Genomic DNA, 15,629 nt, shown 5'->3' with positions numbered 1-15,629 from the left:
CCGCCATACAACCACTCACCGATTTACCTTCCTTTACGCACGTAAGGCTCTGGCAAGATCGCCTCAGCATTACTCAACATCTCTCACAGCGAACCCTGACCCTTTTTTTCATCTAAAAAACCAGGTTTTATTATGGACACTAAAAAACTACTTAAGCACATACCCTGGCTGCTGCTCGGGATCCTCGGTGCCTGTTGCCTTGCCGTCGTAGCCCTGCGCCGCGGCGAGCACATCAGCGCCCTGTGGATCGTGGCAGCCTCGGTATCGGTCTATCTGGTGGCGTACCGCTACTACAGTCTCTATATCGCGCAGAAGGTCATGAAGCTCGACCCGACGCGTGCCACTCCGGCGGTCATCAACAATGACGGCCTGAACTACGTGCCAACCAACCGCTACGTGCTGTTTGGTCACCACTTTGCCGCTATTGCAGGCGCGGGCCCGCTGGTCGGCCCGGTGCTGGCCGCACAGATGGGCTACCTGCCGGGTACCCTGTGGCTGCTCGCCGGCGTGGTGCTGGCGGGTGCGGTGCAGGACTTTATGGTGCTGTTTATCTCTTCCCGCCGTAACGGCGCGTCTCTCGGTGAGATGATCAAAGAAGAGATGGGCCGCGTGCCAGGCACCATCGCCCTGTTCGGCTGCTTCCTGATTATGATCATCATCCTCGCGGTGCTGGCCCTGATCGTGGTGAAAGCCCTGGCCGAAAGCCCGTGGGGCGTGTTCACCGTCTGCTCCACCGTACCGATTGCACTGTTCATGGGGATCTACATGCGATTCCTGCGTCCAGGTCGCGTGGGTGAGGTGTCGGTGATCGGGATTGTGCTGCTGGTGGCCTCCATTTACTTCGGCGGCGTGATTGCGCACGACCCGTACTGGGGCCCGGCGCTGACCTTCAAAGACACCACCATCACCTTCGTGCTGGTTGGCTATGCCTTTGTCTCTGCCCTGCTGCCGGTATGGCTGATTCTGGCCCCGCGTGACTACCTGGCGACCTTCCTGAAAATCGGCGTAATCGTCGGGCTGGCGATCGGCATCGTGATCATCAACCCTGAGCTGAAAATGCCTGCGGTGACCCAGTACATTGACGGTACCGGCCCACTGTGGAAAGGCGCCCTGTTCCCGTTCCTGTTTATTACCATCGCCTGTGGCGCGGTCTCTGGCTTCCATGCCCTGATTGCCTCCGGCACCACGCCGAAGCTGCTGGCGAACGAGAACGACGCTCGCCTGATCGGTTATGGCGCGATGCTGATGGAGTCCTTCGTGGCGATCATGGCCCTGGTGGCCGCGTCCATCATCGAGCCGGGTCTCTACTTCGCGATGAACACCCCGCCAGCCGGTCTGGGCATTACCATGCCGAACCTGCATGAGATGGGCGGTGAAAACACGGCGCTGATCATGGCGCAGCTGAAAGACGCCAGCGCTCACGCGGCGGCAACCGTCAGCTCCTGGGGCTTCGTGATCTCTCCTGAGCAGATCATGCAGACCGCGAAAGACATCGGTGAACCGTCGGTGCTGAACCGTGCCGGTGGCGCACCAACCCTGGCGGTGGGTATCGCCCACGTATTCCACAAAGTGCTGCCATGGGCGGACATGGGCTTCTGGTACCACTTCGGTATTCTGTTCGAAGCGCTGTTCATCCTTACCGCGCTGGACGCCGGTACCCGTGCAGGCCGCTTTATGCTGCAGGATCTGCTGGGTAACTTCGTACCGTTCCTGAAGAAAACCGACTCTCTGGTTGCAGGGATTCTGGGTACCGCGGGCTGCGTAGGGCTGTGGGGCTACCTGCTGTATCAGGGCGTGGTCGACCCACTGGGCGGCGTGAAGAGCCTGTGGCCGCTGTTCGGGATCTCTAACCAGATGCTGGCAGCTGTAGCCCTGGTGCTCGGTACCGTGGTGCTGGTGAAGATGAAGCGTACCAAATACATCTGGGTGACCGTGGTCCCGGCTCTGTGGCTGCTGCTCTGCACCACCTGGGCGCTGGGTCTGAAACTGTTCAGCACCAATCCACAGCTGGAAGGCTTCTTCTTTATGGCTAACCAGTACAAAGAGAAGATTGCGGCAGGCGACGAGCTGACGGCGCAGCAGATTGCCAACATGAACCATATCGTGGTGAACAACTACACCAACGCGGGTCTGAGCATTCTGTTCCTGGTGGTGGTGTACAGCATCATCTTCTATGGCATCAAAACCTGGATGAAGGTGCGTAACGCCGACGACCGTACGGACAAAGAGACCCCGTATGTGCCGGTGCCGGAAGGCGGTGTGAAGACCTCTTCACACCATTAATTAAGCCCTGTACCTGTAGGCCCGGTAAGCGTAGCGCCACCGGGCTTTTTCTATCTGGATGAGACAATGTTTGGTAACTTAGGCGAAGCTAAAAAATACCTCGGTCAGGCGGCGAAAATGCTGATTGGCATCCCGGACTATGACAACTACGTTGAACATATGAAGACCAACCATCCGGATAAGCCGTACATGACCTACAACGAATTCTTCCGCGAGCGTCAGGAAGCGCGCTACGGCGGAGGAGGAGAAGGCGGCGTACGCTGCTGCTAAAGGAGAGACCATGACACCGATTGCCGTTACCCTACTCACCGGTTTTCTCGGCGCGGGCAAAACCACCCTGCTGCGCCACATCCTCAACGAACAACACGGCTTTAAAATCGCGGTTATCGAAAACGAGTTCGGGGAAGTCTCCGTTGATGACCAGCTGATTGGCGATCGCGCCACTCAGATCAAAACCCTGACCAACGGATGCATCTGCTGCACCCGCTCAAATGAACTCGAAGATGCCCTGCTCGACCTGCTCGACAGCCGCGATCGGGGTGAGATCGACTTCGACCGCCTGGTGATTGAGTGCACCGGCATGGCCGACCCCGGCCCGATCATCCAGACCTTCTTCTCCCACGAGATCCTCTGCCAGCGCTATCTGCTGGACGGCGTGATCGCCCTGGTCGACGCGGTGCACGCCGACGACCAGATGAACCAGTTCACCATCGCCCAGTCGCAGGTGGGCTACGCCGACCGCATCCTGCTGACCAAAACCGACGTGGCGGGTGAGAGCGAAAAACTGCGCGAGCGCCTGACGCGTATCAACGCCCGTGCGCCAATTTACACCGTGACCTTTGGCGATATCGATCTCGCCCAGCTGTTCAACACCAACGGCTTTATGCTGGAAGAGAACGTCACCGCTAAACCGCGCTTCCACTTTATGGCCGACAAGCAGAACGATGTCTCCTCTATCGTGGTCGAGCTGGATTATCCGGTAGATATCAGCGACGTCTCCCGGGTGATGGAGAACCTACTCCTGTCGTTTGCCGACAAACTGCTGCGCTACAAAGGGATGCTGTGGATCGACGGCGAACCGAACCGCCTGCTGTTCCAGGGCGTACAGCGGCTCTACAGCGCCGACTGGGACCGCCCATGGGGCGAGGAAACGCCGCACAGCGTGATGGTGTTTATCGGGATTGAACTGCCCGAAGAGGAGATCCGCGCGGGATTTGCTGAATTGAAGAAATAACAGCTGCACTCCCTTTTTTCACCGAAAGGGAGTGTAAATAAAGGTTAGAAACTGTAAAACTCAAAACGGCTTGCGTAAGTAAACTCATCTTCATTGTTTCGCCGCGCCCGCTTATCTGTGCGCTATTCAGCGTCTGTTTAGGGAACAAACTAAATCGATCTTAAACACGCTTAAATCAAAGATTGACCCCGCAACAAAGTCACCATTCCGCAACAATAGCACTGAAATAAATTCACACAATCAGCATAAAAACCCGACCCCGATCACATTTGCAGTCGTAAACGTCGCTTGTTAAGGTGCCCTCAGATTAATTTGATGACGAGGCATAAAACATGAAAAAGCTTAATATCCTTCTCCTTTCTGCGCTGACTGCTGTATCAGGTTCTGCTCTGGCCATGGGCGGCAGCATTGAACAGGGTAAAAACTTCACCAACCTGAATCTGGAAATGGGTAAATCCTCTTCCGGCCTGTATGCCGAAAGCAACTGGCTGAAAAATACCGATGACGGCACCCAGACCGGTGGCGTTGGCGCAGGCTACAACTTCGAAGTCGGCCCAGTGATGCTGAATGCCGGTGCCAAAGCGATCTACATCGGCCCGAAAAAAGGCGATAACGGCGTGGCATTCCCGGTCGGTGGCGGCGTGAACGTGGCGCTGACGGACAGCATCAACGTGTTCGGTGAAGGCTACGTGGCACCAGACGGCCTGAACAACAGCGTTAAAAACTACGTTGAAGCGAACGGCGGCGTAAGCTGGACGCCAGTTAAACCTGTTACGCTGAAAGTGGGTTACCGCCACGTGAGCGTTGACGGCAAAGACGGTCGTCCAAACCACACCCTGATTGACGGCGCCTATGTTGGCGGCGGCGTAAGCTTCTAACCTAAAAAACTGCCGGGTGACGCTGCGCTTACCCGGCCTGGAACACCGTAGGCCCGTGCAAGCGCAGCGCCGCCGGGCAAAACGGCCCCCACTCTTACCGCTGCACCTGCAATATCTCCTGCGACTCCTGGTGCGCCGCCACTTCCTGCGGGGTTAACCACAGCGCTTTACGCCCGAAGGTTTCATACAGTTTCTGCTGATCGCGATAATGCTTATCCGGCGTACCGTCCGGGGCGATAAAACCGCTCTGTCCGGGTGCCATCACGTCCCACGCCAGCACCGGTGCTTCCTGCGATGTCGGCGAGAACACAATCATGTCGTTTTCCGTGCCACGGTTCTGGTATTCCGCCTGATGCACGGCCTCTTCCGGCGCCGCCTGCGGCACGCCAAAGAAGTTATTCGCGCGGAAGGTCAACGCCATCGCCGGGGTTTTCCACTGCGCCATATCGTTGCCGTACTGCTGCGACAGCGTCTGCCAGGTCTCCTGCAGCGCGGCAAGGATCACCTCCTGCTGCGGCTTGCCGCCAAACAGATCAACGGCCTGCGGGATCGCGGACTTCTCCCCCTGTAAGGCTTCATACAGCAGTTTCGCCCCCACGCTGATATTCAACGATCCGGTCGGCCCGTCCTGCGTGGTTTCGTAGCCGCTGGCGCTATACCATTTATCGAACGGCTGCGGTACTGCTGCTGCCACGGTCTGTTTCAGCATGCTGGTCAGCCAGACGTTTAAAATTGCCGAGCCCGGCTGTTGCAGGGTTTTGCCATCATCATTGAGATGATTCACGCCATCCCAGTCGCTGAGCGATTTCACCAGCTGCTGGCGTGGGTCGCTGGCAGGCAGCTGCGCTGTCGCGTTTTGCAGAGCAGGTAAAAACAGGCGACGGGTCAGGTCCTGACGGCTGGTCTGCCGAATCAGATCCCAGGCCTGCTCATAGGTGAAGGTCGGTTGTTTATCGATAAGCTGACTAATCTCGGTAACGCGATCTGCCCCGCCCCATAAAAAGGCAAACAGATCCGAGGCCGGATAGCCCTGCTGGGGTGAGTTGTTCCAGTTGGCGATATAGCCCGATTTCGGGTTGTAGACCTTAGGATTGAGATCAAACGGCAGCAGACCCTGCCAGTCCCACTTCCCGGTACCCGGCACCGGCAGACGCGGATCGTGTCCCGGCTGACGCTGCGGATAAGCCCCGCCATGCACATAGCCGATGTTGCCGTCGATATCGGCGTAATACCAGTTGATGGTCAGCGCCTGCTTTGCCGCCTGCTGCGTCCACGCCTGCCAGTTTTTGGCCTTCATCTGATGGGTCCATGCCAGCAGGGATGCCACCTCTTTGCCATCCCAGGCGCGCGCTTTGGCGTAGGCCGTTTGCGTGGCCGGGTCGGTTTTGATCACGTTGCCATGCAGGGTGCGATAAACGGTGAAGGTCTCAGGCTGCCCGTCTTTGACGGCAATTTTCTCTTCGCGGCTGAGCATCTTGATCCACTCGCCGTTATGCAGGTAGTGCCCAGGTTTATCAGCGGAGAGCTGTTCCGCAAAAATGTCGACATCATCGCCGAATCCGGCAGTTGAACCCCAGGAAATGGTGCCATTATGGCCGAATACCAGCCCCGGATAGGCGAACGGCGTATTGCCGGTGACATCATAACCCGCGCCATGCAGCCCAATGCCGTAGGTATAGGCTGGCGCATACCAGCCGAACTGCGGGCCATTGACCATGATCGCTTTGGCGTCCTGCGTTTTTCCTTTGCCCAGTACCCACATATTGCTGGTAGTGGGATAGCCCGCCAGGCCATTAGCCCCGCCGTGGACAAACTGCGCCATGATGGTCTCGCGGTTCTGCGCCGAGGTCAGCGCCATTAACCCGCCATCATCGCCCTTTGCAGGCCGATCCAACATTGGCGGCGACATATCGTAACGCGGCAGCAGGGCGGTGGTTTGCGTGGTGGTGAGGTCAAATTTAACCGGGTACTGACTCTCCTGCGGGGCGATAGTGGTCGGCGCCGCCGGGTTTACCAGCCATTTCAGCTGGTTAAAGACTGCCATCCCTTTGTCGCCGTACTTATCTTTTAGCGCGGTCAGCAGGGCAAGGTTATCGATTTCACTGGTGGCGTCTGAAAAACGGTTTGCCATGGTGCCGACAAACACCATCGCTACATCAAAGGCTTCCCAGTGTTTCGGCGTGAAGCCAAAGGTCGTGAACTGCTTCGGCAGGAGTTTGTCAGGGTCGCTGTTTACCCGATCGATCCAGGCGTTCATCCCGTCGGCATAGCCCTGCAGAATGGCTTTATCATCTGCGCTGAGCGCATCGATTTGCGCCCGGATCGAATCCGGCCAGTAGTTCTGGCGGATATCCTTATCGAATTTAACAAAGGTACTACCGAGCACTTCCGCCACCTGACCCTGGGTGCTGCGCCGCGCCATCTCCATCTGGAACAGGCGATCCTGCGCCACGACATAGCCGTAGCCATAAAACAGACGGTAAGTATCATCGGCGTAGATATGGGGCATACCGTACTCATCACGTACGATTTTTACTGCGGTAGAGGCGCTTTCCGCCTGCGTTGTCAGGGTCCATGAACAGGCCAGGGAAGCCATAATACAGTTCACGATCATACGATTTCTGTTTATCATTGTATCCTCTTGCAGGTGTATGATTAGCGAATTCATACTAGCAACAGGTCAATGTATAGCCAGAACAGCGGGATAGTTTCTCTACGAACTGTGAGGGCGCTAGCTAATTTATGACACAAATATAATACTGAATCACATTTATTTGAATCATTTACAAGCGACTACTGATTGTTCCCTCTCCCCAATGGGGAGAGGGTCAGGATGAAGGGAAAATAGCTATCGGCGAATAACCACCAGCTTCTGGTTCACAAACTCTTTAATCCCCAGATCCGACAGCTCACGCCCGTAACCGGAGCGCTTCACGCCGCCAAACGGCAGCTCTGCAGCGGTATCGGTGAGCCAGTTGATCCACACCATCCCGGTCTCGATTTTCGAGGCCATCTTTTTGGCGCGATCGATATCTTTACTGAACACCGCGCCGCCCAGGCCGTAGTGTGAATCATTGGCGAGCTTCACCGCCTCGTCATCGTTTTTCACCACGTAGATCTGCGCTACCGGGCCGAAGAACTCTTCGAAATAGGCGGGGTTATCCCGGGTGATATTGGTCAGGATAGTCGGCTCAAAGAAGCTGCCTTCGCGCTGGACCGGTTTGCCGCCGTAATGCAGCGTCGCGCCATTCTTCACCGCCTCGTCCACCTGTTTCGTCAGGGTCTCCAGCGCATCTTTTGAGGACAGCGGCCCCAGCCGGGTGCTCTCGTCCAGCGGATCGCCGATCTTGATGTTGCGGAATGCCTCGGTGTATTTCTCGAGGAACTGCTCGGCCACTTTCTCATGCAGGATAAAGCGCTTGGCGGCGGTACAAACCTGTCCGGCATTGGCGAGGCGCGCGTTGACGCCGATCTTCACCGCCTTCTCCAGATCCGCATCGTCCAGCGCCACGAACACGTCGTTGCCGCCCAGTTCGAGGGTTGATTTCTTAATGTGCTTCGCCGCCTGCGCTGCCACTATGCTACCGGCCTTCTCGGACCCGGTCAGGGCCGCACCCTGCACGCGATCGTCGGCGATGATAGTTGCCACCTGATCTGAAGAGATAAACAGGTTAGTCCATGCCCCGTCCGGCGCACCGGCTTCGCGCACCAGATGGGCGAAAGTCTCGGCACAGTGCGGAACGATGCTCGCATGTTTGGCGATCACCGGGTTACCCGCAGCCAGGTTCGGGGCCAGGACGCGCATCAACTGGTAATAAGGGAAGTTCCACGGCTCGACGGCCATCACCACGCCAATCGGGTGATGCTCGACCCACGCCTCGCCCATCTCAGACGGGTATTTCACCGGGGCGAGAAATTGCTTCGCGTTATCCGCGTAGTAGCGGGCGATCTGCGCGCAGAGTTTCACTTCGCCACGGCTCTGAGCGATGAGTTTACCCATTTCCACACTGGCGATTTTCGCCAGCTCTTCGGTACGGGAATCAATCAGATCCGCCAGCTTATGCAGCACCGCCAGGCGTTTATCGATGCTGCCCTTCGACCATTCGGAGTGGTAGAGCGCATCAGCGGTGCTCAGTGCCGCTTCGACATCAGCATCGGTATGAGAAGGATATTCTTTGATGAGTTTGTTGTTGGCAGGATTCACTGTCTGATAGGCCATTGTTGCCTCCTTTTTTACCGCGTTGGGTATTAAGGGTAGTCAAAATAGCTGGGTTTGCAGGTAAAGTTAGGTATACATGGCGCGCCACCCGGCGGGTGGCGCGGGACATTATTGCTTCAGTCATGCGACGCAGCGTTCGTTCCAGCTGTCTTTGAAGACAATATTTCCGTCGACATACTTCCACTGAATAGACTCGTAGCGAAGCTCAATATTTTCTAAATGGGTCCCTGTTCCCGAGCCAGGATGAAGGCTAGGCGTAATTCCTGTGATTTTTACATTCTCCATATAGATATTAAAATATTCAACTTCTCTTCCCGAATCTACTATTTGATACATTTTAATTTCTGCGGATTTAAGAGTGTAGCCGCGACTAATCGCGCGATATAAAAGTGGCGTTACGCGGTCAAACTCTTTTTGTATTAAAATTGGCGTATGAATTCGTGTACCAGTTAATTTTCCCGTATTAGAGTCTGTCGGGATAGTCATATGATGTGACAATGATTGTATCTCGATGGATCCCGCACGACCCAACACGCACCATCCTCCCACGACAGGAGATCCATTTTCATCTGTCAACCATAAGTAAGCTGGATTAGACATATTATTTCCCTATTATCTGTTTTTGTTTCTATCACGGTAGTTTTCTAAAAATCCAACAATTTTTGAACATATGTAGAATACTATCAACCATAAAACTATATAAACGAACTTCATTGGCCACACGACAGGCAACATAAGGCAAACTATAAAGCCACCTACAAACAGTACGGATTCGAAGAAACTCCAGGTGTGAACCGTCACTAATATTAACGCATTTAAAACATGCTTATACATAAACGAGAGAGAGTTTTTATTTGGCATTTAATTTACTCTCAACGATTTCTATTACTTTATTAAAATAAGGCTGCCCAAGTTGGTTTGCTATATGAACCGCTTCCACAAAGGGTTTTACAGCGGGTTCAAAAAGAAAATATGTCAGATCATAATCATGCGGACGAAGTAGCTCATATATTTCAGGGGCCTTAATAGCAAGCTCTTCAGAAACGCTAATGGAACGTTCAGCCATCCCGCCAACAAGCAACACCATCGTGACTCTGCCGATCCAGTTATTAGCTGTCTTTGCACCAATGAAGGATACACGTGTAAGGACAGCCGCCCCTATTGTTGAAATAATTTTAGCGGTAATTAAGCGACCTGCAATGGATGAAACAACACTGCGATAAACACTATCTTGTTGACTTATAGTGAGGTATTTATCGAACTTTTCAAATATTTTTTCAACCGCATTTGTGATGTGGTCATAATTTAAAATATCGTTATGAATTGCCTCTGCCATACGGATTCGCTGAGTTTGATGGGCAAAACGTGAATCCGTATTGAAATAGCCTCTAGCAAGATACCCTAAATCAAGCGGAACGGTAAGTGCCCCATTTATTAATCCAGGAATAACACCCGGTGATACGATTATATCATAAATCCTGTTAGCAACTTTTTTCACATCATCCGTAGCTATATTTCCTACGAAAATAGCGGTATCGACCATGATATCCCTCCCCTGTTTATTACTCCTTATGCTTTATATCATCCCAGTGGCGATGTGGACACAATTATTACATGGCGAAAATATACATTCATAAAATTTATTATTGTTATGCTTTATATAAAAAGGGTATATTGAGTGCGCAACCAACAGGATGGTAAGGGTTATTTTAAATCAATAAAATTTTCCGCGAACCGCATCACTCCACTGTTCATCGGTAGTTTCTGCAATGTCGCTATAATCGATTTTGTTATCAGAATTTTCTGCCAAGGCCAATAATTCATTAGTATGCAGCGTAATATGTAGTGGCATTTCATCGCGTTTGAGCCTCGCTACTTCATGATTTTTTATGTCCATATGAGTTAACGTACTCCTGTAGCATTAAGATTAATCACCGGGATAACCAGATTTTCCTGAGCGTAAAACATCGTGAGATTACTGAAAGAATAAATACGCCCTGATAACTTAACGTTGACGGTATTACCGTAGCCGCTAATTATGGCGCTACCATTATCTGAAACGAGAAAAGGCTCCCTTTTCCTGAGTTGCTCTATGGTCTGATTTTTATCATCCAGGTAATAGCGATAAATATCAGGTACAGTTGCTCCCCCCCCATACTGCGTGACGTAAAGCGTCACGTTTTCTGAAATCGCCTTTTGCATCACTAAACGATCGTCGCTTCGGCTCTTCATGAAGTATTCATAAGAAAAATAGCCTGCAACGATAATAAGTAACAGGATGGTGGTCAGCCGATGTAACCATTTAATAGCCGTGCTGACGTGCATAATTTATTCCCTGTTTAATCCAAAACTGATCGCGCGGGTCGTCACCATAAGGAAATTTACCATGCCATGCACCCCACTGCGGGCGTGATGTTTGCGCATGCGATTGTGCGAAGCCTGCCCCCATATAAAGCGTTTTCTCAGGTATACCCGCGGCAAATCCTGTTGCACCATAATTAAAATTGCCAAAATTTGCCAGTTTTCTGTCTTGCTGTTTGTAATCCCAGGGCCCACGATTCCGGACTTTTTGATAGAACCAGTAATAAGTTTGCGGCAAAGCCATATTTCTCGACATTCCATTTATACGCGCCTCGCGCATATTCTTATGAATGAGATCCAAACCCTCTTTGGGTAAAAATGGTATAACGGCCATATATTCATTCCTTTGATAATTTCACCTATAAGTCCATATGCGTCGTCGCTATTTTATTTAACCCTGAACTTTATACCACTATTCTTATCACATAACGACCTCTCCCAAATTATCCCAGGCGACACCTTTCTCCGCTCATGCTATAAGCACCTAAACCCTTTCAGGTACTCGCCATGACCCACACGCGCCACGTTAATCAGACCTTCCTTCGCCAGCCCGGCGTGGAATTACGCAGCACCTGGCAAAGCACGCAAGCCTATAAGCGTCACAGCCATGCGCAACTGTCCATTGGTGCTATTCTGGAGGGGCAAACCTGCTGCACCTGTAACGGCGAGCCGTTCACCCTTTACCCTGGCGATCTGATTGTTATCCCCGCGCAGATGCCGCACAGCTGTAATCCGATCGTCGGACAGCCGCGCAGTTACCATATGCTTTATCTGGAGACCGACCTTCAGCCCGCCATGCAGGTGATCCACAATGAGGCGCTGTTTCGCCAGTATCTGACCGTCGTTGAAACGCTTTCAGCCCCGGCCATCGACAGGCTTCTCTCCCTGCTTGCCGCCCGGTCAACGCCGTCCTCCCCGCTTCGCCCCACCAGCCTTGCGCTTCAGCAGACGCTACGCCACAGCCTGCAAACACCGCCGTCGCTGGACGCATTAGCCCAACGCTTCTCACTGCGCAAAGAGACGCTTATCAGAATCTTTAAGCAGGATACCGGCCTGACGCCGGGCTCTTTTCTGGCCATCTCACGGATAGAGTTCGCCAAAGCGCGCCTGCGTGCCGGGGATGACATTGCCGACGTCAGCTACCAGAGCGGCTTTGCCGATCAGAGCCACTTCCATAAAACCTTTGTCAGCTACACGGCCGCCACCCCACGCCAGTACGCCACCGGGCGATCAATATCCGACAATAATTAGTGCCCGCGTCGGCGTAGCCTGACCTCAGTTTTGCTGATGAGGTCACTATGGAACTGCTAACCACTCTCTTCCCGCCCGCTTTTTTGGCCCTCGCGCTGGCGCATTTTGTCGCCCTGCTCAGCCCCGGCCCGGATTTCTTTTTGCTGATGGGCTTCGCCGCCCGCCACCGCCTGCGCGGCAGCGCCGGGCTGTGCGTGGGGATCGCCGCAGGTAACGGGCTCTATATTCTGCTGGTGATAATTGGTGCAAGCGCGCTGCGCCAGTTCACGCTGCTTTTCAGTATTATTGAACTGCTGGGCGCGCTGTATCTGCTGTGGATCGGCTGGCATCTGGTGCAAAGCCGCGCCCGCACGCTGGCACTGGATAGCGCCGAGCCGGAGCGCCCCTCCTGGCACCGACAGTTCCTGCTGGGGCTGGGGTCGGCGGTGCTGAATCCAAAAAACGCGCTCTTTTATCTGGCGCTGATGACCGCGCTACTGGGCCCGAACGTCACCCTGTTGCAGCAGTCGGTCAGCGGGATCTGGATGGTCACGGTGGTGCTGATGTGGGATCTGGCGGTGGTGTCGTTTATCGCCCTGCCCAGCGTACAACGGCGGCTGAGCAACAACCTCTGGAAGATTGAGCGCGTGGCAGGGGCGGTGCTGATAGGGTTTGGCACCTGGATAATAGTCATGCGTTTTTAAGCGGGTGATTCCAGCAGCGTGCGCCAGAAATCACTGACCAGGTTTTCAACGTGCGCTGCACTCGCATCCAGGTTTTGCCGTACCATAGCATCCACCAGTTTTTGCATATCAAACTGCTGAAGGCTGACTCGGTTTTCGTCGGTCATCAGTGCGGCCACATCGCTGCCCGCCAGCAGCGCACCCATGCGTTCAGGATCCCAGTCCACGCTATCGCCCCATTCGCCGTTATCGTAAAGACGAGACTCTTCAACGTGATGATACTCATGCAGGATCTTATGGATATCAATGGCGTCTTTGGTAAATTCATCCCCTCGCTCACGCCAGGCGAAGAGTTTTAGCAGCAGCAGGCCAGGTAAGGAACAGAAACGCACGTCGCCGCAACCGGGAATCTCAATCGTCAGGGTATTAGCATACGCCTCTTCAAACCCTTCGACAGACATCGCCACGTCCAGCTCCGGCGGCCAGAGGATCTCATTGCCCCGCGCAATCTCGCCGAAGGGTAAAATATCGACCTCGACCCCTTCCCATAACAGGCGCTGCACTTTACCCGGTATCTCAATCGCCCCCTGCACCTGCATAGCCGCTTTTAGCGCATGAAAATCGTCCCAGCGATGAATAAGGACAGCAATATCAATATCACGCGTATGCCGTCCGCTATTTCGGCCATAAAGATGCGTTAATACCACTTCACGAGCCATCGCACCGGCAACAAAAAAGTCGCATTGTGCCTCGCGGCAAACCGTCGAGATACGCGCCAGCGTGGCGCTAATGTTCTCAGACAGTGGGCTTTGCAATGTGAAGGTATTTTTCATTAATTTTTCTCGCTGTCTCAATGTTGCGATCGTCATTGGTCGCCAGTAGCTCAGCGATGGTTAACAACGCCCAAGCGCGTTCATTTTCGCGTACAGGAAATGTCTCTCCCCAGAAGCACTCAATCAACTCCCAATTTCCGGAGGGTGTGGGACGCATATCAAGTTTTTTCCGCCGCTCATTAAAGCTGTAAGGGGTAAATAATTTCACGTTTTCCGGATGCAAATACCCCCCGCTGAGAATGTGACCTGCAACCTCCCCCGACCAGCATTCACCCGCTAATAACAGGTTGTCACTCCATTGCACTTCACCCTGCATCTTCAGCGTCTTCAGTTTGGGCCGCAACACTAAAGGATATTCCTGTACCCACAACCAGTAGAGATCGTTAACACGGGTTAAACGCCGCCCGCCCTGACTCATGCGGTAGAGGTTTTTACTCTCCAGATAATCAAAGCCTTTGCTGACCATGCCCAACGAAATTCCCGCCAGTTGCGCTATCTCCCGATAGGTATAGTTAATGGCCTTGTCATCTGCGAGCAAAACAAACAGTAGTTTCATGATGCCGACAGAGACGGTGCCTGAAGGCGCGGTCCGTTCCCCCTTCTTGCCGCTGATATGGATATAGATGCCGGGGGCCACAATTCGGGCGTTTCCGGCCCCATCAATAAAGTTGATGTCATGTTCGACGCAGTACTGTTGAAGTGTGGGGGAGAGGTAGAGGCATGCAACCAGGGGCGGCAAAGGATCGTTTTGATGCCGCATGTGCCATTGCTCAAGCCAGGATTGTCGTGGTTGCGTTTTTATCTCCACCTTAAAAGCGACCGCTTCACTGCCGGGGATGCTCATCTTCAGAATGCCGTCGTCGCCGTAGTCTTTCCCGGATTGCGACGGGACAAAATCAAGAAATCTCAGCTCCGTGGGGAGCTGGTCAAAAACACTCTCTATAATATCGTTTTCCGTCATCGCTTGTTCACGCCTTTTTATTGTTCACGCATCATGAACACTGCTATTTTATGAACAAACCTTCGCTACCTGCAACTGATGTTTTAGTATCCACAGGTTCAACGGAATGGAAACCTTATGATTGTTTCACTTTTGCCAGACACGGCCGGACGGGATTTTATCCTCGGGGATTTACACGGCCGCTGGACGATGCTGGAAGCCTTACTCAGCCACGTTCATTTCGAGCCCCAGCGCGATCGCCTCATCGTCACTGGCGATCTTTTTGATCGCGGCGATTCACCGCTGGAGTGCCTCCATCTGCTTAATCAGCCATGGTTTTTTTCCGTGCGCGGCAATCATGAACAGAATCTTATCAACTGGCACCGTGCCAGCCATTCAGCCAAAATGTCGAAAAAAGAACAGATCATTGCGGACGGAGGCGGCTGGTTTTTTGCCCTGGCCGAAGATGAACGGGCTGCGCTGTGCGAGAAAATAGAAAATCTGCCCATGGTGATTTTAGTTTCTGCTGGCGAGCGACGTCTTGCGGTGCTTCACGCCGAAATCCCGGAGAACATGCATCATTTCGACGAATTCTTACAGGCGCTCTGGCAACAACATCCCGCCGCGCATCACAGCTGTCTCGTTGGCCGCCGTCGCCGCAGACTCACAGTCTCAACACCTGTCGCCGGTATCGATTTAGTGATTTGCGGCCATACGCCGGTGGAGCCGTCACGTTGTTTACGTGAAAACACGCTGAACCTGGATTTTGGCCTGCCACCTCGCCACCCTCAGTCCGGGCTCGGGTTATTCGATACCGCGAGCGAGACGCTCTGTTTATGCAGTGCCGGGCTGACAATAACCTCCCTTGACTGTTCACGAATACATAATGTTCACGAAACATGAACAAAGTCAAAGTGTGAACAAACAGAACTATTTTGCATCTTCTCGTCGCTTCCCTCTATCCTTAA

Annotated in this window: 16 protein-coding genes; 7 read left to right on the top strand and 9 right to left on the bottom strand. The window is 53.4% G+C overall.

The genetic code is table 11. The features are described from left to right. The first annotated feature begins 132 nt into the window (after positions 1–132). The 4 genes from M8318_RS04265 to M8318_RS04250 all read left to right on the top strand — a co-directional run bounded on the left by M8318_RS04265 (position 133) and on the right by M8318_RS04250 (position 4,395). On the top strand, positions 133–2,283 hold the full coding sequence (locus M8318_RS04265; RefSeq protein WP_262661079.1) for a carbon starvation CstA family protein: 2,151 nt from the start codon (positions 133–135) through the stop codon (positions 2,281–2,283). Positions 2,284–2,349: 66 nt separating this feature from the next. Continuing rightward, on the top strand, positions 2,350–2,553 hold the full coding sequence (locus tag M8318_RS04260) for a YbdD/YjiX family protein (RefSeq protein ID WP_032616354.1): 204 nt from the start codon (positions 2,350–2,352) through the stop codon (positions 2,551–2,553). A 10-nt stretch (positions 2,554–2,563) separates the two neighbouring features. Continuing rightward, the gene (yjiA, locus tag M8318_RS04255) at positions 2,564–3,517 is read left to right on the top strand and encodes a GTPase (RefSeq protein WP_166181500.1); all 954 of its coding nucleotides are present in this window, start codon (positions 2,564–2,566) and stop codon (positions 3,515–3,517) included. Positions 3,518–3,849: 332 nt separating this feature from the next. After that, positions 3,850–4,395 carry a YfaZ family protein gene (locus M8318_RS04250; protein WP_262661078.1) on the top strand — a complete coding sequence of 182 codons (546 nt, stop codon included), beginning with the start codon at positions 3,850–3,852 and terminating at the stop codon, positions 4,393–4,395. A 94-nt stretch (positions 4,396–4,489) separates the two neighbouring features. Here the strand turns inward: M8318_RS04250 and M8318_RS04245 are convergent, their stop codons facing one another. The 7 genes from M8318_RS04245 to M8318_RS04215 all read right to left on the bottom strand — a co-directional run bounded on the left by M8318_RS04245 (position 4,490) and on the right by M8318_RS04215 (position 11,309). After that, entirely contained in the window at positions 4,490–7,027 is a 2,538-nt protein-coding gene (locus M8318_RS04245; RefSeq protein WP_262661077.1) for a penicillin acylase family protein, read from the bottom strand. Between the two features lie 216 nt (positions 7,028–7,243). Next, complete coding sequence (locus M8318_RS04240) at positions 7,244–8,614, bottom strand: NAD-dependent succinate-semialdehyde dehydrogenase (protein WP_262661076.1); 1,371 nt, start codon at positions 8,612–8,614, stop codon at positions 7,244–7,246. A gap of 120 nt (positions 8,615–8,734) precedes the next feature. After that, on the bottom strand, positions 8,735–9,214 hold the full coding sequence (locus M8318_RS04235; RefSeq protein ID WP_262661075.1) for an Hcp family type VI secretion system effector: 480 nt from the start codon (positions 9,212–9,214) through the stop codon (positions 8,735–8,737). 250 nt (positions 9,215–9,464) lie between these two features. Continuing rightward, positions 9,465–10,157, bottom strand: coding sequence for a hypothetical protein (locus M8318_RS04230; RefSeq protein ID WP_262661074.1), 693 nt, complete (start codon positions 10,155–10,157; stop codon positions 9,465–9,467). Positions 10,158–10,328: 171 nt separating this feature from the next. Then, positions 10,329–10,511 (bottom strand): hypothetical protein, encoded by a 183-nt coding sequence (locus M8318_RS04225; RefSeq protein ID WP_262661145.1) that lies wholly within the window; start codon positions 10,509–10,511, stop codon positions 10,329–10,331. 5 nt (positions 10,512–10,516) lie between these two features. Beyond that, positions 10,517–10,939 (bottom strand): hypothetical protein, encoded by a 423-nt coding sequence (locus M8318_RS04220; protein ID WP_262661073.1) that lies wholly within the window; start codon positions 10,937–10,939, stop codon positions 10,517–10,519. Beyond that, positions 10,917–11,309 carry a polymorphic toxin type 44 domain-containing protein gene (locus tag M8318_RS04215; RefSeq protein ID WP_262661072.1) on the bottom strand — a complete coding sequence of 131 codons (393 nt, stop codon included), beginning with the start codon at positions 11,307–11,309 and terminating at the stop codon, positions 10,917–10,919. Before M8318_RS04215 ends, M8318_RS04220 begins: the two co-directional genes overlap by 23 nt. A 173-nt stretch (positions 11,310–11,482) precedes the next feature. On the opposite strand from M8318_RS04215, the gene M8318_RS04210 reads away from it, so the two are divergent. Further along, positions 11,483–12,226 carry an AraC family transcriptional regulator gene (locus M8318_RS04210; RefSeq protein WP_262661071.1) on the top strand — a complete coding sequence of 248 codons (744 nt, stop codon included), beginning with the start codon at positions 11,483–11,485 and terminating at the stop codon, positions 12,224–12,226. Positions 12,227–12,273: 47 nt separating this feature from the next. Next, complete coding sequence (locus tag M8318_RS04205) at positions 12,274–12,909, top strand: LysE family translocator (protein ID WP_262661070.1); 636 nt, start codon at positions 12,274–12,276, stop codon at positions 12,907–12,909. Here the strand turns inward: M8318_RS04205 and M8318_RS04200 are convergent. Both M8318_RS04200 and M8318_RS04195 read right to left on the bottom strand, forming a co-directional pair. Then, on the bottom strand, positions 12,906–13,721 hold the full coding sequence (locus M8318_RS04200; protein ID WP_262661069.1) for a nucleotidyl transferase AbiEii/AbiGii toxin family protein: 816 nt from the start codon (positions 13,719–13,721) through the stop codon (positions 12,906–12,908). The genes M8318_RS04205 and M8318_RS04200 overlap by 4 nt on opposite strands. Then, positions 13,684–14,682, bottom strand: coding sequence for a type IV toxin-antitoxin system AbiEi family antitoxin (locus M8318_RS04195; protein ID WP_262661068.1), 999 nt, complete (start codon positions 14,680–14,682; stop codon positions 13,684–13,686). The genes M8318_RS04200 and M8318_RS04195 overlap by 38 nt, the downstream gene beginning before the upstream one ends. Positions 14,683–14,799: 117 nt before the next feature. Between M8318_RS04195 and M8318_RS04190 the strand changes: the two genes are divergently transcribed. Then, entirely contained in the window at positions 14,800–15,564 is a 765-nt protein-coding gene (locus M8318_RS04190; RefSeq protein ID WP_262661067.1) for a metallophosphoesterase, read from the top strand. The last annotated feature ends 65 nt before the right edge of the window (positions 15,565–15,629 follow it).

It is taken from the genome of Leclercia tamurae (assembly GCF_025566055.1).
Lineage (GTDB): Bacteria > Pseudomonadota > Gammaproteobacteria > Enterobacterales > Enterobacteriaceae > Enterobacter > Enterobacter tamurae.
The sequence above is the reverse complement of the archived record's forward strand: the minus strand, read 5'-3'. Positions and strand labels throughout refer to the sequence as shown.